19 protein-coding genes are annotated in these 20,492 nt (G+C 60.6%); 10 read left to right on the top strand and 9 right to left on the bottom strand.

Annotated elements, in window-relative coordinates:
- Nucleotides 1-11: 11 nt before the first annotated feature.
- From GYM54_RS18870 to GYM54_RS18850, 5 genes are all read left to right on the top strand, one after another.
- Nucleotides 12-1,085, top strand: a complete 1,074-nt coding sequence (locus tag GYM54_RS18870) for an imelysin family protein (RefSeq protein ID WP_197445522.1) — start codon at nt 12-14, stop codon at nt 1,083-1,085.
- 1 nt (nt 1,086) lies between these two features.
- A complete protein-coding gene (locus tag GYM54_RS18865; RefSeq protein ID WP_197445523.1) occupies nt 1,087-2,181 on the top strand; it encodes a DUF1513 domain-containing protein in 1,095 nt (364 codons plus the stop codon).
- Nucleotides 2,182-2,884: 703 nt separating this feature from the next.
- Entirely contained in the window at nt 2,885-3,928 is a 1,044-nt protein-coding gene (locus GYM54_RS22140) for a methyl-accepting chemotaxis protein (RefSeq protein WP_374105200.1), read from the top strand.
- Nucleotides 3,929-4,226: 298 nt separating this feature from the next.
- Nucleotides 4,227-5,381, top strand: a complete 1,155-nt coding sequence (locus tag GYM54_RS18855) for an efflux RND transporter periplasmic adaptor subunit (RefSeq protein ID WP_197445525.1) — start codon at nt 4,227-4,229, stop codon at nt 5,379-5,381.
- Between the two features lie 24 nt (nt 5,382-5,405).
- Entirely contained in the window at nt 5,406-8,435 is a 3,030-nt protein-coding gene (locus GYM54_RS18850) for a multidrug efflux RND transporter permease subunit (RefSeq protein WP_197445526.1), read from the top strand.
- A gap of 25 nt (nt 8,436-8,460) precedes the next feature.
- On the opposite strand, the gene GYM54_RS18845 is transcribed toward GYM54_RS18850, so the two are convergent.
- The 6 genes from GYM54_RS18845 to GYM54_RS18825 all read right to left on the bottom strand — a co-directional run bounded on the left by GYM54_RS18845 (nt 8,461) and on the right by GYM54_RS18825 (nt 12,824).
- Nucleotides 8,461-8,760, bottom strand: a complete 300-nt coding sequence (locus GYM54_RS18845) for a DUF2845 domain-containing protein (protein ID WP_181101986.1) — start codon at nt 8,758-8,760, stop codon at nt 8,461-8,463.
- 54 nt (nt 8,761-8,814) lie between these two features.
- Nucleotides 8,815-9,045: a hypothetical protein gene (locus GYM54_RS21790; RefSeq protein WP_231752207.1), complete on the bottom strand. Its 231-nt coding sequence runs from the start codon at nt 9,043-9,045 to the stop codon at nt 8,815-8,817.
- A 232-nt stretch (nt 9,046-9,277) separates the two neighbouring features.
- Nucleotides 9,278-10,927, bottom strand: coding sequence for a chaperonin GroEL (gene groL, locus GYM54_RS18840; RefSeq protein WP_181101988.1), 1,650 nt, complete (start codon nt 10,925-10,927; stop codon nt 9,278-9,280).
- Between the two features lie 58 nt (nt 10,928-10,985).
- Nucleotides 10,986-11,279 (bottom strand): co-chaperone GroES, encoded by a 294-nt coding sequence (locus GYM54_RS18835; RefSeq protein WP_181101990.1) that lies wholly within the window; start codon nt 11,277-11,279, stop codon nt 10,986-10,988.
- A 249-nt stretch (nt 11,280-11,528) separates the two neighbouring features.
- Nucleotides 11,529-11,993 carry an FxsA family protein gene (locus GYM54_RS18830; RefSeq protein WP_181101992.1) on the bottom strand — a complete coding sequence of 155 codons (465 nt, stop codon included), beginning with the start codon at nt 11,991-11,993 and terminating at the stop codon, nt 11,529-11,531.
- Between the two features lie 126 nt (nt 11,994-12,119).
- Nucleotides 12,120-12,824 (bottom strand): HugZ family protein, encoded by a 705-nt coding sequence (locus tag GYM54_RS18825; RefSeq protein WP_181101994.1) that lies wholly within the window; start codon nt 12,822-12,824, stop codon nt 12,120-12,122.
- 103 nt (nt 12,825-12,927) lie between these two features.
- Between GYM54_RS18825 and GYM54_RS18820 the strand changes: the two genes are divergently transcribed.
- Nucleotides 12,928-13,686, top strand: coding sequence for an SDR family oxidoreductase (locus GYM54_RS18820; protein ID WP_197445527.1), 759 nt, complete (start codon nt 12,928-12,930; stop codon nt 13,684-13,686).
- Nucleotides 13,687-13,777: 91 nt separating this feature from the next.
- Here GYM54_RS18820 and GYM54_RS18815 read toward each other — a convergent pair whose 3' ends face one another.
- Nucleotides 13,778-14,782, bottom strand: a complete 1,005-nt coding sequence (locus GYM54_RS18815) for a DUF481 domain-containing protein (protein ID WP_197445528.1) — start codon at nt 14,780-14,782, stop codon at nt 13,778-13,780.
- Nucleotides 14,783-14,923: 141 nt separating this feature from the next.
- On the opposite strand from GYM54_RS18815, the gene GYM54_RS18810 reads away from it, so the two are divergent.
- Together GYM54_RS18810 and GYM54_RS18805 are read left to right on the top strand one after the other, a co-directional pair.
- Complete coding sequence (locus GYM54_RS18810; RefSeq protein WP_197445529.1) at nt 14,924-15,283, top strand: MGMT family protein; 360 nt, start codon at nt 14,924-14,926, stop codon at nt 15,281-15,283.
- Between the two features lie 34 nt (nt 15,284-15,317).
- Complete coding sequence (locus tag GYM54_RS18805) at nt 15,318-17,018, top strand: AmpG family muropeptide MFS transporter (RefSeq protein WP_197445530.1); 1,701 nt, start codon at nt 15,318-15,320, stop codon at nt 17,016-17,018.
- A gap of 42 nt (nt 17,019-17,060) precedes the next feature.
- Here the strand turns inward: GYM54_RS18805 and GYM54_RS18800 are convergent, their stop codons facing one another.
- Both GYM54_RS18800 and GYM54_RS18795 read right to left on the bottom strand, forming a co-directional pair.
- Nucleotides 17,061-17,885, bottom strand: coding sequence for a mechanosensitive ion channel family protein (locus GYM54_RS18800; RefSeq protein WP_181102004.1), 825 nt, complete (start codon nt 17,883-17,885; stop codon nt 17,061-17,063).
- A gap of 87 nt (nt 17,886-17,972) precedes the next feature.
- A complete protein-coding gene (locus GYM54_RS18795) occupies nt 17,973-18,452 on the bottom strand; it encodes a YajQ family cyclic di-GMP-binding protein (RefSeq protein ID WP_181102006.1) in 480 nt (159 codons plus the stop codon).
- 144 nt (nt 18,453-18,596) lie between these two features.
- Between GYM54_RS18795 and GYM54_RS18790 the strand changes: the two genes are divergently transcribed.
- Both GYM54_RS18790 and GYM54_RS18785 read left to right on the top strand, forming a co-directional pair.
- Nucleotides 18,597-19,562: a response regulator gene (locus GYM54_RS18790; RefSeq protein WP_131651016.1), complete on the top strand. Its 966-nt coding sequence runs from the start codon at nt 18,597-18,599 to the stop codon at nt 19,560-19,562.
- Nucleotides 19,562-20,479: a putative 2-dehydropantoate 2-reductase gene (locus GYM54_RS18785; protein ID WP_181102008.1), complete on the top strand. Its 918-nt coding sequence runs from the start codon at nt 19,562-19,564 to the stop codon at nt 20,477-20,479. The genes GYM54_RS18790 and GYM54_RS18785 overlap by 1 nt, the downstream gene beginning before the upstream one ends.
- Nucleotides 20,480-20,492 lie beyond the last annotated feature (13 nt).

Genomic DNA, 20,492 nt, shown 5'->3' with positions numbered 1-20,492 from the left:
CGAGGAGCACCATGTCTTCCAACCGTTACCTTTCAATCCTTTCCGCCACAGCGCTGGGCCTGATGTTGAGCGCCTGCGCGCCGTCCGACCCTTTCACCGAAACGAGCAAGAGCCTGGCTGATGAGGTCTTGCTGCCCTCCTATACCCAGTGGGCCGAAACCAACCGGCGCATGGCCGCGAGCGGTATCGCCTTTTGCGCGGGCAACGAAGAGTTGGACGATGCACGCAAGGCGTTCGTACAGGCCCAATTTGCCTGGGCAGGCCTACAGCCGCTGCTGATCGGGCCGATGGGTGAAGGCAACCGGGCCTGGCAGGTGCAATTCTGGCCCGACAAGAAAAATCTCGTGGGCCGGCAGGTCACCGCCCTGCTGAAGAAGAATCCTCAGCTGACCCAGGCCGATCTGGAAAATGCGAGCGTCGTGCTGCAGGGCCTTTCGGCGTATGAATACGTGCTGTTCGACAAGGCCGTCGACCTGCAGGACGCCGAGGTCAAGGCGCGCCACTGCCCGTTGCTCGTTGCTATCGGTGAACACCAGCAAAAGCTCGCTGCGAACATGCTCGAGCAGTGGCAGGCCGAAGGCGGCATGGTCGCGCAGCTCAGCGAGTTTCCCAATGAGCGCTACGCCGAATCGCAGGAAGCCATCGCCGATCTGTTGCGCGTACAGGTCACCGCGCTGGACGGTCTGAAGAAAAAGCTCGGCGCCCCGCTGGGTCGCCAGACCAAGGGCTTTCCGCAGCCTTTCCAGGCCGAAGCCTGGCGCAGCGATGCGACGCTCGGCAGCATCGACGCCGCCCTCGCCGGCGCACAAAAACTCTGGCAAGGCGCCGATGACAACGGCTTCAAACGCTTGGTGCCTGCCGATCAGAGCGACTTGGTCAAACGCATCGACGTCGCCTACGCGACGGCCCGCCAACACCTGACGGACATCATGCTGCCGTTCAGCGAACTGATCGCCGACGAGGCCGGTCGCGAACGGTTGAACGCGCTGTACCAAGACATCGACGTACTACACCGCTTGCATCAGACCGAACTGGCCCGCGCGCTGGGCGTGCAGATCGGCTTCAACGCTCACGACGGAGACTGATATGAAACGTAGAGCCTTTCTCGGACTGGGCGGTGCCGTGGTCGCAGCCTCCGCCGTCGGTGGCTGGACACTGACCCGCCACAGCGCGCAACCACTGCTGCTCTCGGCGCGCGACGATGCCGATGGCCGTCATTACGCGGTCGGCTATCGGCTCGACGGCAGCCGCGTGTTCGCCACGCCGGTCAATGAGCGTTGCCATGACGTTTATGTCCATCCGCATCTGCCGCTGGCGGTCTTCGTCGGGCGCAGGCCGAGCCGCGAAAGCTATCTGATCGACAGCCGGGACGGCACCCTGCTACAGGTCATCGCCTCGCCACCCGACCGCCACTTCTATGGGCACGGCGTGTTTCATGCCAGCGGCGACCTGTTCTACGCCACTGAGAACGACACCACCGATGCCGGTCGCGGAGTGATTGGCATCTACCGCGTAGAGGAGCGCCGGCTGGTCCGCGAAGGCGAACACTCCAGCCATGGCATCGGCCCGCATCAGCTGCTGTGGATGCCCGACGGCGAGACCCTGGTGATTGCCAATGGCGGCATCCGCACCGAGGCCGACAGTCGCGAGATGATGAATCTCGATGCCATGGAGCCGAGCTTGGTGCTGCTCCATCGCGACGGTACGCTGATCAGCAAGGAGCAGCTGCCCGAGCAGATGAACAGCGTGCGTCACCTTGCGGTTGGCGAGGACGGCACTGTGGTTTCCGGCCAGCAGTACGAAGGCGATCCCATGGATGCGGTCCCGCTGCTAGCGATCAAGCGTCCCGGTGAGGCGTTCCAGGCGTTCCCGCTGGGTGAAGCGCAGCGCCAGACGATGAACCAGTACACCGCCAGCCTGGCGATCAATGACCCGCTGCGCCTGCTGGCCGTGACGGCGCCGCGCGGCAATAAGGTCTTCATCTGGGATCTGGACAGTGCTGCGCTGCGCGAAGAAATTCACCTGCCCGATTGCGCCGGCGTCGCGGCGGTCGAACAGGGCTTCGTGGTGAGTTCGGGACAAGGTCGTTGCCGATTGGTCGACTGCCAGGGCGAGCGCTTCGTCAGTAGCCCGCTGCAACTACCGGCAGGGCTCTGGGACAACCATTTGCGCCTGGTCTGAAAGTCCTCAAGTATCGAGACGATGCGCCGAAAAACAAAGCGACCGGGCGGTCACCCTTGTGAGCGCCCGGTTAGTTCTTGCCATTAGTGCAAGCGCACCTACTCGATACGAGAATGCTCTGATGTTTCTGAAAAAATCCCTACGGGCTCAGTTACTGGGTCTGATCGGCGCCAGCCTGCTGGTGATGCTCGTGATCGCCCTCGCCAGTTTTTTCTTCCTGTCCAAGGATATTTCGGCATACCAGACTCTGCTGAAAGGGCCGGTCGAAGCGTCGCGATTGATTGACGAAGCCAATCTGGAATTCAAGGTACAGGTGCAGGAATGGAAGAACATCCTGCTGCGTGGAAAATCGTCTGATGCCATGAATAAGTATTGGCAGAGCTTCGAAAAGCAGGAGCGCAAGGTCCAGGAGCTACTGTCCACGCTCGTACAACTGAGCAGCCACAGACCGGACCTGTCGAGCAAGATCGAAACGCTACGAGCAGAACATCGCGCTCTCGGTGTCGAGTATCGAGCCGGGCGCGATGCTTATATCGCCGCTGGTAACGATCCGGTAGCAGGCGATGAATCCGTTCAGGGCATCGACCGCGCCACCAGCGAACAGCTGAGCGCTCTGGTCGAACAGCTGCGTGAGTCAGCGCTGCACAGCTCCGATGAAATCGGCCACGCCGCCGACCAGGCCATCATCTCCGGGTCGCTGATCATGGTCATCGCTGGCGCGCTGGTCGCGCTTCTCAGCCTGTGGCTAGTCAATCGCCAATTGATTAACCCGATCCGTCATCTGATCGACCACATCGCCAAACTCAGCCAGGGCAACTTCAGCGAACACGTCGACACCAGCCGTACCGACGAACTAGGACGTCTAGCAGCGGCCGCGAACATTCTGCGTGACTTTCTCGCTGATACATTCACCCGCCTGCAGCGCAGCACCTCGGACCTAGACAATGCCAGCGGCGAACTGAACGCCATCGCGGCGCTGATGGGCCAAGGCACCCGCGAACAGTTCTCTCGCACCGATCAGGTCGCAACCGCCATGCACGAAATGTCCGCTACGGCTCAAGAAGTGGCACGCCACGCCGCTGACGCCGCGCGCGCCGCAGACGCTGCCGACCACTCGGCGCAGCAGGGCGAAAGCATGATGCGCTCGACCATTCAGACGATCACCCACATGCGTGGCGAGATCAGCAATACGGCCGACGTCATTCGCCGTCTGGAGGCTGACAGTGGTCGAATCGGCAAGGTATTGGAGGTCATACGCGGCATCGCCGATCAAACCAATCTGCTGGCCCTGAACGCCGCCATCGAAGCGGCACGGGCTGGCGACGCGGGCCGTGGATTCGCCGTCGTGGCCGACGAAGTGCGCACGCTGGCCCGGCGCACGGCCGACTCCACCGCCGAGATTCACCAGATCATCGATACAGTGCAGACCGGCGCGGTGGATGCAGTGCGCGCGATCGAAAACGGCCAGAGCCGTAGCGATGAAGGAGTCGAGCGGGTGACCGAAGCGGGCAGCATGCTTCAACGCATCACGCTGGAAGTCGAAGCGATTCGCGATATGAACCGGCAGATCGCCACCGCTGCCGAGGAACAAACCTCTGTGGCGGAAGACATCTCACGCAACCTCACCGAGATCACCGCAATCGCCACCACCAATCAGAGCAACGTCGAGCGCACCGAAAAAGCCAGCCAGAACCTGCACGGCTTGTCGGCGCAGCTCAGTGAAGTGACTCACCGTCTCGCAGGCTGACGCAAACCTGCCCTGACCCACCGGCCTCGCCAAAAAGCGGGCCGGTGACGGCGGATGCTGGACGCACCGCTCTACCCCTCTTGTTTGCGCGCCCAAGACTGCACGTCGGGCCTATCTATCGACTGCTTTACATACATTCGATTCAGGACTAATTTCGCTGTTCTCCGACCCCACCGGTCGGAACAGTAAAAGGCCGAGCATCCCGTCAGGGCGGCATTCGGTGATCCAGTGTTTACCCGCACGGCTGCCTCGTTCATGGCAGTAGTCAGCCGGCCCACCACTCCAGGGAATACGGAAAATGTTGCGCCGCATGCTGCTCATGCTGGGCGCGGTGATTGTCGTTGTATTGATTCTCGCCGCCATCAAGTTCAATTCCATCTACACGCAGATCCAACAGTTCAAGGCCCCGAAGCCGCCCGTCAACGTCGAGGTCGTGGAGTCGCGCCGACAGCCGTGGCAACGCCAACTTTCGGCGATCGGCACGCTCACGGCTTTCCAGGGCATCGATCTATCCGTAGAGGTCGTCGGCACCGTCAGCGACGTACAGTTCCGCTCGGGCGAAAAGGTCAACAAGGGTCAGCCAATCGTTCTGCTCGACAGTGAAATCGAACAGGCGAGCCTGATTGCCGCCGAAGCCGATCTGCATCTGGCGAAAGTGGAGTTCGAGCGAGCGCGCAGCCTGGTCGACCGCCAAGCCATATCACGCAGCGAATACGATCGGCTCAATGCCGAATCGCAGAAAGCAGCGGCCACGGTCGCACAGCTGAAGGCCAGCCTGGCGAAGAAACGCACTCTTGCGCCCTTTTCCGGAACCATCGGCATTCGACAGGTGGACGTTGGTGACTTCGTCGCCGCCGGTACGCCGATCGCGACGCTACAGGACCTGTCCACCTTGTTCGTCGACTTCTACGTGGCCGAACAACAGGTGCCCTCGCTCGCCATCGGCCTGCCTGTGCACATCCAGGTGCCGGCTTTTCCCGGCGAGCGGTTCACGGGCAACCTCGTCGCCCTGAATCCCAAGGTGGACGTCACCACCCGCAACATCCAGGTGCGCGCGGAGCTGGCCAATCCCGGTGAGCGGCTGCTGCCCGGCATGTTCGCGGACCTGCAGGTGCTGTTGCCGGACGACGAGCCCCAGGTCGTTGTGCCGGAAACTGCCATCACCTACACGCTGTACGGCAATTCGGTGCTGCTGGTAAAGGAAGGCCAGGCGCCCGAACCCGAGGAAGGCGACGAAGCGCCCGAGCGCAACGAACCTTATCTAGTGGTAGAACGTCGCTTCGTCGAAACCGGTGAGCGGCGCGACGGCCGCGTGGTGATACTCGACGGACTCGATGCCGGCGAACAGGTGGTGATTGCCGGCCAGCTCAAGCTGGACACAGGCACTCACGTGGCCATCGCCGACAAGCGCACGCTCGAACTCGAGCCGAACAACGGCTCCGACGCCCGCTGACGTCGACACAGGAAAGACATCCTCATGGCTTTTACCGACCCATTCATTCGCCGCCCGGTGCTGGCCAGCGTGGTCAGCCTGCTGATCGTGCTGCTCGGCTTCCAGGCGTTCAACAGCCTGGTGATTCGTCAGTATCCGCAGATGGAAAGCGCGCTGATCACGGTGACCACCGCCTATCCCGGCGCCAACGCCGAAACGATTCAGGGCTATATCACCCAACCACTGCAGCAGAGTCTGGCCAGCGCCGAAGGCGTGGATTACATGACCTCGGTGAGCCGGCAGAACCTGTCGGTCATCTCGGTTTATGCGCGCATCGGCGCCGACACTGACCGGCTCTACACCGAGCTGTTGAGCCAGGCCAACTCGGTAAAGAACCAGCTGCCGCAGAACGCCGAAGACCCGGTGCTGAACAAGCAGGCCGCCGACTCGACCGCGCTCATGTACATCAGCTTCTACAGCGAGCAGCTGAGCAATCCGCAAATCACCGATTACCTATCGCGGGTGATTCAGCCGAAGCTGGCCACCCTGCCCGGCATGGCCGAGGCGGAGATTCTCGGCAATCAGGTCTTCGCCATGCGGCTTTGGCTGGACCCGGTGAAACTCGCCGCCCATGGCCTGTCCGCAAGCGACGTGAACGAGGCGGTGCGTCAATACAACTTCCTTTCCGCTGCCGGCGAGGTGAAAGGCCAATATGTCGTCACCAGCATCAATGCCAACACCGACCTGAAGACGCCGGAAGCCTTTGCGGCGATTCCGCTGAAAACCCAGGGCGACAGTCGCGTGCTGCTCGGCGATGTCGCACGGGTCGAAATGGGCGCCGAGAGCTATAACGCCATCAGCTCGTTCGACGGCATCCCATCGGTCTACATCGGCGTCAAGAGCACGCCGAGCGCCAACCCGCTGGATGTGATCCGCGAAGTGCGTGCAGTGATGCCGGAGATCGAATCGCAACTGCCACCGAATCTGAAGGTTACTATCGCCTATGACGCCACGCGTTTCATCCAGGCGTCCATTGATGAAGTGGTGAAAACCCTCGCCGAGGCGGTGGTCATCGTCATCATCGTTGTCTTCCTGTTCCTCGGCTCGCTGCGTTCGGTACTGATTCCGGTGGTGACCATTCCGCTGTCGATGATTGGCGTGATGTTCTTTATGCAGACCATGGGTTATTCGATCAACCTGCTGACGTTGCTAGCCATGGTGCTGGCGATCGGCCTGGTGGTGGACGACGCCATCGTCGTGGTCGAAAACATCCACCGACACATCGAACAAGGCAAGACACCCTTCCAGGCAGCCATCGACGGGGCGCGCGAGATCGCCATGCCGGTGGTCAGCATGACCGTCACCCTGGCGGCTGTGTATGCGCCCATCGGCTTTCTGCAAGGACTGACCGGCGCGCTGTTCCAGGAATTCGCACTGACGCTGGCCGGCGCGGTGCTGATTTCAGGCATTGTGGCGCTGACGTTGTCGCCCATGATGTGCTCGCGGCTGTTGCGTCATGAAGAGAACTCGACGGGCCTGGCGCACCGGCTGGACATGCTGTTCGACCGGCTGAAGCTGCGGTACCAGCGCGCCCTGCATGGCACGCTGAATACCCGCCCGGTGGTGCTGGTGTTCGCGGTGATCGTGCTCGGGCTGATTCCGGTTCTGCTCACATTCACCGAAAGCGAACTGGCTCCAGAAGAGGATCAAGGCATCATCTTCATGATGGCCAGCGCACCGCAAACGACCAACCTCGATTATCTGAACGCATATACCGACCAATTCCTGGAAATCTTCAAATCCTTCCCCGAGTACTACTCCTGGTTCCAGATCAACGGGTTCGACGGTGTCCAGAGCGGCATTGGCGGGTTTTTGATGAAGCCTTGGGATGAACGCGAGCGTACCCAGATGGAGGTATTGCCGGAGGTCCAGGCCAAGCTCGACAGCATTCCTGGCTTGCAGGTGTTCGGCTTCAACCTCCCATCCTTGCCCGGCACTGGCGAAGGCCTTCCCTTTCAGTTCGTGATCAACACCGCGAGCGACTACGAGTCGCTTCTGCAGGTCACCGAGCGCATCAAGGAAAGAGCCGAAGCGTCCGGCAAGTTCGCCTTCCTCGACGTGGATCTGGCGTTCGACAAACCCGAAATCGTCGTCGATATCGACCGCGAAAAGGCCGCGCAAATGGGCGTAACGATGGAAGACCTTGGCGTGACGCTTGCCACCTTGCTCGGCGAAAGCGAGATCAACCGCTTCACCATCGAGGGTCGCAGTTACAAGGTGATCGCCCAGGTCGAAAGAGCCTACCGGGACAATCCCGGCTGGCTGAAGAACTACTACGTGAAGAACGACCAGGGCGAGATGGTGCCCTTGTCGACGCTGATCAAGATCCATGACCGGGCCCGGCCGACGCAGTTGAAGCAGTTCCAGCAGCTCAACGCCGCGACGATACAGGGCTTCCCGATCGTCAGCATGGGCGAGGCCATCGACACGCTGCTCAGCATCGCTCAAGAAGAAGCGCCGCAGGGATTCACCTTCGATTACGCCGGTGCGTCGCGCCAGTACATTCAGGAGGGGACCGCCCTGTACACGACTTTCGCTCTCGCGCTGGCCGTTATCTTCTTGGTGCTGGCGGCGCAGTTCGAGAGCTTCCGCGATCCGCTGGTGATTCTGATCACGGTGCCGCTGTCGATCTGTGGCGCGCTGGTGCCGCTCTTTCTCGGCCTGTCGACCATGAACATCTATACCCAGGTCGGACTGGTGACGCTGATCGGGCTGATCAGCAAGCACGGCATCATGATCGTCGAGTTCGCCAATCAGCTACGCCGCGAGCAGGGTATGAGCCGCCGCGAAGCGGTAGAAGAAGCGGCAGCGATTCGACTGAGACCGGTCCTGATGACGACGGCAGCAACGGTATTCGGCATGGTTCCGCTGATCCTGGCCAGTGGTGCCGGAGCCGTCAGCCGCTTCGACATCGGAACGGTGATCGCCACGGGCATGACCATCGGCACACTTTTCACGCTATTCGTTCTGCCGGCCGTCTATACGGTATTGGCAAGCCCGGAAAGGACAGCTTGATTGAGCAAATAGCCTGATGTGGGGCCTATAACCGCCGGGTTTCGATCTTGACTAATTGCCCGTCGATAAAGCGCAGGAAGCGATGCGCCCCATTATTTGGACCATAAATCCATGTCTCCACAGTCACAGATCCCCTTGCCGGATTCCCGTCAGGCCGGGTTGCAGGCGCCACGATTTCCTTGTCGTAAGGCTCGCCGCATTTGGTCAGCACTTCAAACGAACCTGCGCCTGTGGCAATGAGTCCGCCGTCACAGCGCATGGTTGCTGCATAGGCTTGTCCAAGAAAAAACGCGCCTAACACTGGGATAAGCGCCGCGCGTTTCATTGCAGTCTCCTTGAAGGACACCGCCCCGTCAGCGATAGCGCGGAGCTTGTCCGTTCAACCCCGCCCGATCAGGCTCTGAGATAGGCCGTACATGAACAGCAGCAGATCGTGATCTGGCCGCACGTCGATCGAAGAAGCTCGAGCGACTCGCGGCACTGCACAATGATCACTGACATCGCTGCGCGACACGACGCGAGCGTCGGGCTCGCTCCAGGCAGCAGCGCACAAGGAAGCAACGCTGAGTGCGCCGACTAGAAAAAGTCCTCGAGCAATTTCAAGCTTCATCGCGCAAGCCCTTGTTATTAGGTGAGTCGAGAAACTCACCATAGATCACAATTTAGCCTGCTGCCCAGCCAGACGACCAATGGTCGCTTTCGCTCGCATGGGCAACGAACGGCAAGGCGGCTCACGCTGCCACCAAAGCATGACAGCGTCATGAATGTCGCTTCAGTTACGAAAAAAAAGGCCCCGCACGAAGCGGGGCCTTTTCATACAGCTACAGCGGGAGCCGGTCGGCTTACATCATGCCGCCCATACCACCCATACCACCCATGCCACCCATGTCCGGCATGGCTGGAGCAGCCTTGTCGTCGATGCTTTCGGCGACCATGGCTTCGGTGGTGACCATCAGACCGCCGATGGAGGCAGCAGCCTGCAGCGCGGAACGGGTAACCTTGGCCGGATCGAGGATGCCCATCTCGATCATGTCGCCGTAGGTGTCGGACGCCGCGTTGAAGCCGTAGTTGCCTTCGCCCTGCTTGACCTTGTCAACTACGACGCTTGGCTCACCACCAGCGTTGGCAACGATCTGGCGCAGCGGCGCTTCAACAGCGCGACGCAGCAGTGCGATACCGACGTTCTGGTCTTCGTTCTCGCCCTTGAGCTCGGAGATGGCCTGCAGCGCACGCACCAGGGCCACGCCGCCGCCAGGTACCACGCCTTCTTCAACGGCTGCACGAGTGGCGTGCAGGGCGTCTTCGACGCGGGCCTTCTTCTCTTTCATCTCGACTTCGGTACCGGCACCGACCTTGATCACGGCAACACCGCCAGCCAGCTTGGCCAGACGCTCTTGCAGCTTCTCTTTGTCGTAGTCGGACGTGGTGTCTTCGACCTGCTTGCGGATCTGCGCAACGCGGGCTTCGATGTCGACCTGCTGACCAGCACCATCGATGATGGTGGTGTTTTCTTTGTTCAGCACGACGCGCTTGGCGTTACCCAGGTGCTCCAGGGTAGCGGTTTCCAGGCTCAGGCCGACTTCTTCGGAAATCACGGTACCGCCAGTCAGGATGGCAATGTCCTGCAGCATGGCCTTGCGGCGGTCGCCGAAGCCAGGCGCCTTGACGGCAGCAACCTTGACGATGCCGCGCATGTTGTTGACGACCAGCGTAGCGAGGGCTTCGCCTTCGACGTCTTCAGCAACGATCAGCAGCGGACGACCGGCCTTGGCCACGCCTTCCAGTACCGGCAGCAGTTCGCGGATGTTGGAGATCTTCTTGTCGACCAGCAGCAGCAGCGGGCTGTCGAGTTCGGCAACCATGGTGTCCGGCTTGTTGATGAAGTAAGGGGACAGGTAACCGCGGTCGAACTGCATGCCTTCTACGACGGACAGTTCGTTTTCCAGGCCCGAGCCTTCTTCAACGGTGATGACGCCTTCTTTACCGACCTTTTCCATGGCTTCGGCGATGATGGCGCCGATGGAGCTGTCGGAGTTGGCGGAGATGGTGCCGACCTGGGCAATGGCCTTGAAGTCAGTGCAAGGCTTGGCCAGGTTCTTAAGCTCGGCAACAACGGCGATGGTCGCCTTGTCGATGCCGCGCTTGAGGTCCATCGGATTCATGCCGGCAGCGACGGCTTTCAGGCCTTCGTTGACGATGGCTTGAGCCAGAACGGTAGCGGTAGTGGTGCCGTCACCGGCTTCGTCGTTGGCCTTGGACGCAACGTCCTTGACCAGCTGCGCGCCCATGTTCTCGAAACGGCATTTCAGCTCGATTTCCTTGGCAACGGAAACGCCGTCTTTGGTGATGGTCGGAGCGCCGAAGCTCTTTTCCAGAACGACGTTACGGCCTTTCGGACCGAGGGTCGCTTTTACCGCGTCAGCCAGGACGTTGACGCCGGTGAGCATCTTCTTGCGAGCGGAGTCGCCGAACTTAACTTCTTTAGCAGCCATGTTGATTCTTCCTCAAATTCTGTTGATGGAGCGCAGTTCGCTATGGAGCGGGCGCTGATCAGGCTTCGACGACGGCGAGGATTTCGTTCTCGCTCATTACCAGCAGGTCTTCACCGTCGACCTTGACGGTGTTGCTGCCGGAGTAAGGGCCGAATACGACCTGATCGCCAACCTTGACGGCCAGCGCACGTACTTCGCCGTTATCCAGAACGCGGCCAGTACCAACTGCGACGATTTCGCCACGGTTCGGCTTTTCGGCAGCGGAGCCCGGCAGCACGATGCCGCCTGCGGTCTTGGTTTCTTCTTCGCTGCGGCGAATCACGACGCGGTCATGCAGAGGACGAAGCTTCATTGTCGATCTCTCCTAGTACAGTGGTTTCCATGCCGATGCATTTTCATCGGCGGGTTGGGCAAATCCGGCGGTGCCGGTTGCGGCCCGCAATGCGAGCCGCAGAAGACGGACTGTCGAAACACGACAGCGACCTTGCGGTGACCGCTACATGCGGGCGCGCAAAATGATTTCAAGGGCGCGCGTTGATTTTTTGCATTGAAAAATGAAAAAGGCATGCTTGCGCATGCCTTTTCGCTCGGGCAGCAAGCATTACTTGTCGCGACGCTCCCATTCGCCCTCGATGACATTGGGACGCTGTGGCCCGGCTTGACGCTCCTGCTGCTGGCGCAGGTCATCGGCAAAGGCTCGACGACGCTGGGCCTGGGCCTCGACACGGCGGCCAACGAAGGCGAGAAACAGCTTGCGCGATGGCGGAAACAGCACCAGCAACGCGATGATGTCACTGAGGAATCCGGGCAGGAACAGCAAACCGCCCGCGACGGCCATCATCAGCCCCTGAAGCATTTCACGCTCCGGCAGCTCGCCACGCGCCAGCCGCTCGCGCGCACGCCAGGCGGTGGCGAAACCTGCCAGACGCAACAACAGAATGCCGGCCATACCGCTGATGATCAGCAACAGAATGGTCGGCAGCACACCGATCGAGCTGCCGACCTGAATCAGCAATGCCAGCTCGGCTAGCGGGAATAGGAGAAACAGCAGTAAGAAAATACGCATCGATAGTCCTTGGCGGAAGAACGGCTTCCGATCTCGTGTAGATGACGGCAGCTTGTACCGAATTCAACCCGCCCAAAGAGCAGGCTGTAACCGGATTATTCGCCCCTGTGCTTACCTCAGGCTGAATCAGCGGCGCGCCATGGCGACCAGTGCCTGGCGCACCGCACCCGGGTTGTCGCAGGTGTCTGGAAACGCCAGCCAGTGAATGGCCTGGCCGATGCGAAGGTGAAAACCTTCGCTGTCGATGCCAACCATCTGCGCAGCAGGCGCGGATGGCAACCCAGCCCGCTCAACGTAATGGGCGATGGCTGCGGCATGGTCGTCATTCATATGCTCGAGCATTCCGCTCTCGGCGTCGCCGGCCCGAGCGAACGGATTGCTCAGCGCCACATCGTCCAGCCAGTGAATCGCACCAAAGCCGCCAATGTAGCGCCAGCGAACCGGCTGCAGGCTCCAGAAATCGAAGTCGTGCGCCCTGTGGTAGTCGCGCGATTCGGGAAAGTAACGGTAGTAACGCGCCGCCGCTGCGTCGATGGCTGAAGCATCGTCGAGCTGGCGCGCCTCGGCCAATACGGTGAGGCGCCCGTTGGCCTGTACATCTTCGACGCCGCGCTCGGCCACCAGCAACGAACAGCGCGGATCAGCCTTGAGATTTTTCGTGTGCTGGGCGATTCGGCTGATCAGAATCAGCGGCCACCCGTTCTCGGTCAGGCAATAGGGCACCGAGGAGCCGAAGGGAAATCCGGGCATCGCTACGGAGTGCGTCGAGAGCACGCCACGGTATTCCTTGAGCAGGAGTTGTCGGGCATGCTTGACGGCTTCAGTGCTCACAGGGGGTCCTCGATAGCTTTGTTCGATTCGACGGGGCGTTCAGCATAACGGTTTCACCGGCGGGCGTCGTTTCCCGCGGCAAGAGCCACAAGAGGAGATTCGCATGCAGCTCAAAGACAAAGTCATCATCATTACAGGCGGCGGACAAGGCCTGGGACGCGCGATGGGAGAATACCTCGCCGGCAAGGGCGCGCGATTGGCGCTGGTCGATCTCAATCAGGAAAAGCTGGACGAAGCGGTGGCGGCCTGCAAGAGCGCGGGCGGCGATGCGCGGGCCTACGTATGCAACGTGGCCAATGAAGAACAGGTCAACCACATGGTCAGCCAGGTCAGTGACGACTTCGGCGGCCTCGACGGGCTGGTCAATAACGCCGGCATTCTCCGCGATGGCCTGACCATCAAGGTGAAAGACGGCGAGCTGTCGAAAATGAGCCTGGCGCAATGGCAGGCCGTGATCGATGTAAACCTGACCGGCGTGTTTCTCTGCACCCGCGAAGTAGCCGCGAAGATGATCGAGCTGAAGCGTCAGGGTGCGATCGTCAACATCTCTTCGATTTCACGAGCCGGCAACATGGGCCAGGCGAACTACTCCGCCGCCAAGGCGGGCGTAGCGGCGGATACGGTGGTCTGGGCCAAGGAGTTGGCACGCTACGGCATACGTGTGGCGGGTGTTGCGCCAGGATTCATCGAGACCGAAATGGTCGCCAGCATGAAACCCGAAGCGCTGGAAAAAATGGCCGCCGGCATTCCACTCAAGCGGCTCGGCAAACCGATGGAAATCGCCCACTCGGTCGCCTACATCTTCGAGAACGACTACTACACAGGACGTATTCTGGAGCTGGATGGCGGGCTGCGGCTGTAAAGGCAGTTGGAAGATCCGCGAGTTTTAAGCTGCAAGTAGAAGCATCCCACCGCTTTTCTTCTTGCAGCTCATAGCTTGACGCTTGAAATTTTTACCAACCCACGCCGAAACCGATGCTGTAGCGCGTTTCATCCATGTCGCTTTCCGCGCCGCTGACGATGTCCTTTTCAGCCTTCATGTTCAGCGACGCCCAGTCGGTCACCTTGTAGCGCAGCCCCACCTCGGCATCGAGTTCATAATCAGCGACGTTTTCCAGCGGCTTGCCGATTTCACCGTTACTGAACAGTTCGAACGTTTTGCCCACCAGATAGCGGTTGTACTTCCACTTCATCGCCAGCGAATAGAAATTCTCCGTCTCTCCGCTGGCAAACTCGTAGTCACTGCGGTTGATCAACGAGGCAAGGGAGAAAGCACCCAGTTCGTTATCCCAGAACTGATAACCCGGACCGGTACCCAGTGAGCGCTGGCGGCGGACGTCCTCGACCTTGTCGCGCTTGTATTCGAAGCGCCCTTGCCAGAACCAGTGTTCGTCGATAAAGCGATCCAGCGCGTATTCGGCATCCCAGTTATCGGTCGCGGTTACGCCGTCGCGGTATTCGCGGTTGTAATTGGCCGCCCCGCTATGGCGCCAGAGCCCGTGACGGGCAGAGGTATCGAAGGAGATGTCGTAATCATCCGTATCGGTTTCCGCACGCTTGTAGTCCAGCGCCACGTCCACGTTGCCTTTCCAGGTCAGATCCTGGATCAGCGGTTTCGGATGGATGATCTGAGTGATGCTGGCCAGCGGAACCGTACGCGGCACACTACCGTTGCTCAGGGTGACTTTGCCGTCATCTGCAGCCCGCAGCGATTTGGCCACTTCGCCGGTCACATCGTCCTGCTTGATCAGCAACTGCTGGTTGCTCTCCAGCGTTGCGACCTGGCTCCACTTCACGGGGATCGAGCCGCCGTAGTCGGTTTCGATCAGCAATTTACCGCCATCCATCACGCTGATTTTGCCGGTCAGGCGATCACCGTTCTTCAACCATACGGTATCGGCGAACGAAGGCAGGGAGAGTACGGAAAGAGACACGCAAAGCAGGGTTCTAGAGAGCATAGATGACTGAAATTCTGGGTAGATGCGGTTAAAAGGCAGGCATTATCCCTATGCTTTTGGTCACAGCAAGCACTGACCGCTGAACGGGAAACGAGTTCAGCGCCGCCCAATCGGTCCCGGCTCACGAAGGAAGCATTCCGTATGATTGACCAGCCACCTTTATTACCTCCGGGTGCCGACGCCGAAGCGCGTCGCGCCGCCGTCTACCTCGTCATGGCCCAGATCCCGACGGGCAAGGTGGTGAGCTATGGCGAGGTGGCCGCCATGGCCGGACTCGGTCGTGCCGCGCGCTGGGTTGGCCGGCTAATGTCACAACTACCGGATGGCACCAGCCTGCCCTGGCACAGAGTCATCGGCGCCGGCGGACGGCTCAGCTTGCCAGCAGGCAGCGCCGCGGGGCATGAGCAACGCATGCGGTTACGCACCGAGGGAGTGACCATCATCAACGACCGCGTCGACATACGTCGGCACGGCTGGCATTCGTCGGAGCACAGCGGGTAGAGTGCGCGCTCCATATTCCTGTCCGTCCCGTCATATGTCCCGTGAAACATGGCGCGCCGCACTCGCCGCCTATGCCAGCCCCGCTTCCCTGACCCTGCTGGTGCTCGGCTTCGCCGCAGGCTTGCCCGCAATCCTAGTGTTTTCCACGCTTTCGGTATGGTTGCGGGAAGCGGGCGTATCGCGCGAAACCATTGGATTTGCCAGCTGGATTAGCCTGGCGTACGCATTCAAATGGGTCTGGTCACCGATGCTCGACCAGTGGCGCCTGCCCTGGATCGGCGTTTTGGGGCGCCGCCGTTCCTGGCTGGTGTTGTCGCAGGCGGTGATTGCCGTCGGCTTGATTGGCATGGCGCTCTGCAACCCGCAGCACAACCTGACCATGCTGATTGCCTTGGCTGTCGCGGTGGCCTTCGCTTCGGCCACCCAGGACATCGCCATCGACGCCTATCGTTTGGAGATCGCCGAGGACAAGCTGCAAGCAACGTTAGCCGCGAGCTACATGACCGGTTACCGGATCGCCATGCTGCTGGCCAGCGCTGGCGCACTGTTTCTCGCCGAATGGCTGGGCTCGACCAATCTCGAATATAGCCAGAGCGCCTGGGCCACGACCTATATAGCCTTCGCGCTGTTGATACTCCCGGGCCTGGTCACCAGCCTGCTGATTCCCGAGCCAGAGGGCGCCGCGCCGCTGCCCAACGAGCCCTCGAAATACAGCTTCAACCACCAGTTGGCGGGCGTCGGCTTGCTGCTGGTCCTGCTGATATCCGTACCGGCGATGATCAACGCGCTGATCGCGCAAGCCTGGCCCCGCGCAACGCTGTATTTGCTGTTCATTATCGGCTCGCTGTCGCCCTGGGGGCGGGCTTTGCTGTTCCCCGTTAGGCAGATGCTGCACCAGGCCGGACAGCGCCAGCGCCCGGCGCGATTCGATTTCGTGCATCAGGCGGTCTCGGTAATCGTGCTGATCATCCTGATGGTTTCGACCACTGGCATGTTCCAGTCCTACTGGGGTGGTTACTGGCCACGCGGCACCATGTATCTGCTGATCTGCTGGGGCTGCTTATCCGGTCCCGGCCGTATTCTGATGGGACCGGTGCTGACGCCGATCACGGATTTCATCCTGCGCTATCGCTGGCAGGCGCTGCTGCTGTTGGGGCTGATCGCCACGTACCGGATGTCGGATACGGTGATGGGCGTGATGGCCAACGTCTTCTATATCGACCAAGGCTTCAGCAAGGACCAGATCGCCAGCGTCAGCAAGCTGTTCGGACTGATCATGACGCTGCTCGGCGCGGCGTTTGGCGGTCTGCTGATCGTTCGTTTCAGCATTCTGCCGATCCTGTTCATCGGCGGTGTCGCATCAGCGGCCACCAACCTCATGTTCATGCTGTTGGTGGAAATGGGCGCCAACCTGAACATGCTGATCGTCACCATCTCCTGCGACAACTTCAGTGGCGGCCTGGCCTCCACGGCGTTCGTCGCCTATCTGTCGAGCCTCACCAACCTGAAGTTTTCGGCCACCCAGTACGCCCTGCTGAGTTCATTGATGCTGCTGTTGCCGCGCCTGCTGGGCGGCTACTCCGGCGTCATGGTCGAACACCTTGGTTACAGCGATTTCTTCCTGGTCACGGCACTGCTCGGCGTACCGACTCTGGTGCTGATTGCCTGGCAGTGGTCCCGCAGCCGCCGGCCACCGGAAGCATCCGATCCCGTCCCGTCTACCGAGCGAAGCTGAAAAAAAAGCCGGCGAAATCGCCGGCTTCTTTTTTACTGAGCGTCAGCTTTGAACCAGATGCATCACGCGCTGCGGATACGGAATGCCGATGCCCGACTCGTCGAAGCGTTCTTTCAGCAGTTCGGTGAAGCCGAAGGTCACAGGCCAGAAGTCGCCGGTCGCTACCCAGACCCGCAGCGACAGATTGACAGAACTATCGCCCAGCCCCGTCACGAAGACCACCGGTTCAGGGTCACGCAACACGCGCTCGTCCTCTGCGATTTCCAGCAGGATCTTGCGCGCCAGCTTGATATCCGCGCTGTAGTCGATTCCTACGTTGATATCGGCGCGACGACGCGGTTCGCGCGAATAGTTGGTGATGTGACCGTTAGACAGGCTGCCGTTGGGCACCACAATGGTCTTGTTGTCACCCGACTTGAGGATCGTGTGGAAGATCTGGATCGAATGCACGGTGCCAGCCACACCCTGGGCTTCGATCCACTCGCCAACGCGAAACGGACGGAACACCAGGATCAGCACCCCACCGGCGAAATTCGCCAGACTGCCTTGCAGTGCCAGACCGATAGCCAGACCGGCCGCACCGATCACCGCGATGAAGGAGGTGGTTTCCACCCCGATCATCGACGCCACGCTGACCAGCAGCAGGACCTTCAACACGATGCTCGCCAGGCTCTCGATGAAGCCGTGCAGCGAAGCGTCCACCTGGCGCCGCTGTAGCAGGTTGCCAATCTTGCTGACGAACGTGTTGACCAGCCACCAGCCAATCAGGAAAGTCGCCAGCGCCAGCAACAGCTGAGCACCGTATTGCAGGACGATCGGCAACCATGCCTCGGATAGATCGACCAGATAATCGACACTGAAATCCATCAGTGGACGTCTCCTCAGGGAAAAACCGAGCGTGCCGTCAGGCAGGCCGCTCGGCTAAAACGGAAGGCACCTAAAGTGCCGGGGAAATCAGTCGCGGAAGTTGTTGAACTGCAGCGGCATGCCGAACTCCTTGGCCCGCAGCAAGGCGATGGCCTCCTGCAGATCGTCGCGTTTCTTGCCGGTCACTCGAACCTGCTCGCCCTGAATGGCCGCCTGCACCTTGAGCTTGGCCTCCTTGATATACGCAACGATCTTTTTCGCCAGCTCCTTGTCGATGCCTTCGCGCAGCACCACGTCCTGCTTGACCGACTTGCCGGATGGGTACGGATCCTTGAACTCCAGGCACTGAATATCGATCTTGCGCTTGACCAGGCTCAGCTTGAGGATCTCCAGCATCTGCTCCAATTGGAAGTCGGCATCGGCGGTCAGATGGACCGTCAGTTCCTTGAACTCGAAGGTACCTTTACCGCGCAGATCGTAGCGCCGGTCCAGTTCCTTGAGCGCATTGTCGACGGCGTTGGTGACTTCGTGTTTGTCCAGTTCGGACACCACGTCGAACGAGGGCATGGCCTTCCTCCTATAAATACGGCGCAACGGTGTGACCCAGCGCGCTTAGCTTGACGATTCAAATGGGCGATCATTATAACGGTTCAGGCCAATAACGCCCGGCCCCTGGCCTGTTACGGCAACCCTCCTTAACCGAGCGCATGAATGCCCAACCCCCAACTCAGTATCCTGGTGGTCGACGACGCCAAATTTTCCAGCGTGATGATCGGTCGCGCCCTTTCGAAGGCCGGGTACGAGGACATTCGCTTCGCCAACAGTGCCAGCGCTGCGCTGGAGCTCATTGAGCAACGCCCGGCTAATGTTCTGCTCGCCGACTGGCTGATGCCCGAAATGGACGGGCTGGAACTGACCACTCAGGTCCGTCAGCAGGACGAAATGTCCCATCACTACACCTACATCATTCTGCTGACCGGGCGAGACGGTCAGGACGTACTGAGCAAGGCATTCGATCATGGGGTGGATGATTTCATCGGCAAGTCGGTGATGAACGAGCAGTTGGTACCTCGCGTGTATGCCGCCGATCGGCTTTGTGGCTCGTTGCAGCGGCTGATGCGGGAAAACCGTCTGCTGACCGAGAACATCGCCAGCCTAGAAAATCGCAACTTGATCGACCCGATTACCGGGCTGGGCAACATGCGCCATCTTCGTCAGCGGCTCGGCGACAGCCTGAGTCATATCGAGAGCCGTGGCGGCGCGTTGTGCTATCTGGTGATCGGCCTGCCGGAACTCCTCGGTCAGCGAGAGCGCTACGGCGAGCTTCTTCATCACGAACTGCTGAGAGGCATCGCTCGGCGCCTGGGGCAGTTGGTGCGGCCGCTGGATACCCTCACCCGCCTGGATGATCACCACTTCGGCCTGCTCGCCCTGGTCGACGACTTGCGCGGTTGTTCGCCGAGCAGCTTCAAACGCTTGCACGAAGGGCTCAACCTCAAGGCGTTCAAGACCAGTGAAGGCTTCATTTCGATCAAGGCCGGCATCGGTCTGGTCAGCCTCGATGCGAGTACCCTGCCGGTCGAGCCCCAAACGCTGATCGAAAGCGCCGCGGCTCTGCTGCCCGACGCATACACCACTGGACGTATCGTGCCCCTGCGTTTCCGGCAGCCAGCCTGATGATCGATACCTGGCATGTTCTGGGCGCTGGCAGCCTCGGCGGGCTCTGGGCGACGCGCCTGCACCGCGCCGGCGTACCGGTGCAAGTCATCCTACGCAACCCGCAACGACTCGCTGATTACCGCGCCGCGGGTGGCCTGAGCCTGACCGAGGCCGGCGTCACCGCTGTCTATCCGGTACCCGCGGAGCTGCCGGATGCAGCCACGCCGATAAACCGGCTGCTGGTTGCCTGCAAAGCATACGATGCGCAAGACGCAATCGCCGAGGTGGCATCGCGTCTGGTCAATGGATCGCAAATTCTTCTGTTGCAGAACGGCCTGGGCAGCCAGCAGGCCATTGCGGCACGCTGGCCCGGCAGCCGCTGCATATTCGTTTCTAGTACCGAGGGCGCCTATCGTCAGGCTGACTTCCGAATCGTCCATGCCGGCCAAGGACAGAACTGGCTGGGCGAACCCGACCATCGCAATCAGCCATCCTGGCTCGCCGATCTGGTCGCCGCGGGCATTCCGCACGGCTGGACGGAAGACATCATGGGCAAGCTCTGGCGCAAGCTGGCGATCAATTGCGCCATCAATCCCCTGACCGTCCTGAATGATTGCCGCAACGGCGACCTGCGCGCATTCCCAAAGCAGCTCCACCGACTCTGCAATGAACTCGCGGAGGTGCTCCGAGCCTGCGATCAAGGTGACGCAGCTTATGGGCTCGAAGGCGAAGTGCTCTCGATCATCGAGGCAACGGCCAACAATTATTCCTCGATGCACCAGGACGTGCGAAACGGACGCCGGACCGAAGTCAGCTTCTTGCTCGGCCAGGCTTGTCTGGCCGCGGGACAGCACGATCTGCACGTGCCGGCGCTGTTCAGCCTGCAGCAACAGCTCCAGGCATTCCTGCGTGCCCACGGATTGCCCGCGGACTGAGGCACCGCTACCC

Source organism: Pseudomonas sp. MTM4 (assembly GCF_019355055.1).
Lineage (GTDB): Bacteria > Pseudomonadota > Gammaproteobacteria > Pseudomonadales > Pseudomonadaceae > Stutzerimonas.
Note: the sequence above shows the minus strand (reverse complement) of the source record. Positions and strands in the feature narration are given on the sequence as shown.

Bases quoted from the DNA above. Each gene is read 5' to 3' on its own strand.
- GYM54_RS18870 (WP_197445522.1), top strand. From the start codon at position 12: ATGTCTTCCAACCGTTACCTTTCAATCCTTTCCGCCACAGCGCTGGGC.
- GYM54_RS18865 (WP_197445523.1), top strand. From the start codon at position 1,087: ATGAAACGTAGAGCCTTTCTCGGACTGGGCGGTGCCGTGGTCGCAGCC.
- GYM54_RS22140 (WP_374105200.1), top strand. From the start codon at position 2,885: ATGGTCATCGCTGGCGCGCTGGTCGCGCTTCTCAGCCTGTGGCTAGTC.
- GYM54_RS18855 (WP_197445525.1), top strand. From the start codon at position 4,227: ATGTTGCGCCGCATGCTGCTCATGCTGGGCGCGGTGATTGTCGTTGTA.
- GYM54_RS18850 (WP_197445526.1), top strand. From the start codon at position 5,406: ATGGCTTTTACCGACCCATTCATTCGCCGCCCGGTGCTGGCCAGCGTG.
- GYM54_RS18845 (WP_181101986.1), bottom strand. From the start codon at position 8,760: ATGAAACGCGCGGCGCTTATCCCAGTGTTAGGCGCGTTTTTTCTTGGA.
- GYM54_RS21790 (WP_231752207.1), bottom strand. From the start codon at position 9,045: ATGAAGCTTGAAATTGCTCGAGGACTTTTTCTAGTCGGCGCACTCAGC.
- groL (WP_181101988.1), bottom strand. From the start codon at position 10,927: ATGGCTGCTAAAGAAGTTAAGTTCGGCGACTCCGCTCGCAAGAAGATG.
- GYM54_RS18835 (WP_181101990.1), bottom strand. From the start codon at position 11,279: ATGAAGCTTCGTCCTCTGCATGACCGCGTCGTGATTCGCCGCAGCGAA.
- GYM54_RS18830 (WP_181101992.1), bottom strand. From the start codon at position 11,993: ATGCGTATTTTCTTACTGCTGTTTCTCCTATTCCCGCTAGCCGAGCTG.
- GYM54_RS18820 (WP_197445527.1), top strand. From the start codon at position 12,928: ATGCAGCTCAAAGACAAAGTCATCATCATTACAGGCGGCGGACAAGGC.
- GYM54_RS18815 (WP_197445528.1), bottom strand. From the start codon at position 14,782: ATGCTCTCTAGAACCCTGCTTTGCGTGTCTCTTTCCGTACTCTCCCTG.
- GYM54_RS18810 (WP_197445529.1), top strand. From the start codon at position 14,924: ATGATTGACCAGCCACCTTTATTACCTCCGGGTGCCGACGCCGAAGCG.
- GYM54_RS18805 (WP_197445530.1), top strand. From the start codon at position 15,318: ATGTCCCGTGAAACATGGCGCGCCGCACTCGCCGCCTATGCCAGCCCC.
- GYM54_RS18800 (WP_181102004.1), bottom strand. From the start codon at position 17,885: ATGGATTTCAGTGTCGATTATCTGGTCGATCTATCCGAGGCATGGTTG.
- GYM54_RS18795 (WP_181102006.1), bottom strand. From the start codon at position 18,452: ATGCCCTCGTTCGACGTGGTGTCCGAACTGGACAAACACGAAGTCACC.
- GYM54_RS18790 (WP_131651016.1), top strand. From the start codon at position 18,597: ATGCCCAACCCCCAACTCAGTATCCTGGTGGTCGACGACGCCAAATTT.
- GYM54_RS18785 (WP_181102008.1), top strand. From the start codon at position 19,562: ATGATCGATACCTGGCATGTTCTGGGCGCTGGCAGCCTCGGCGGGCTC.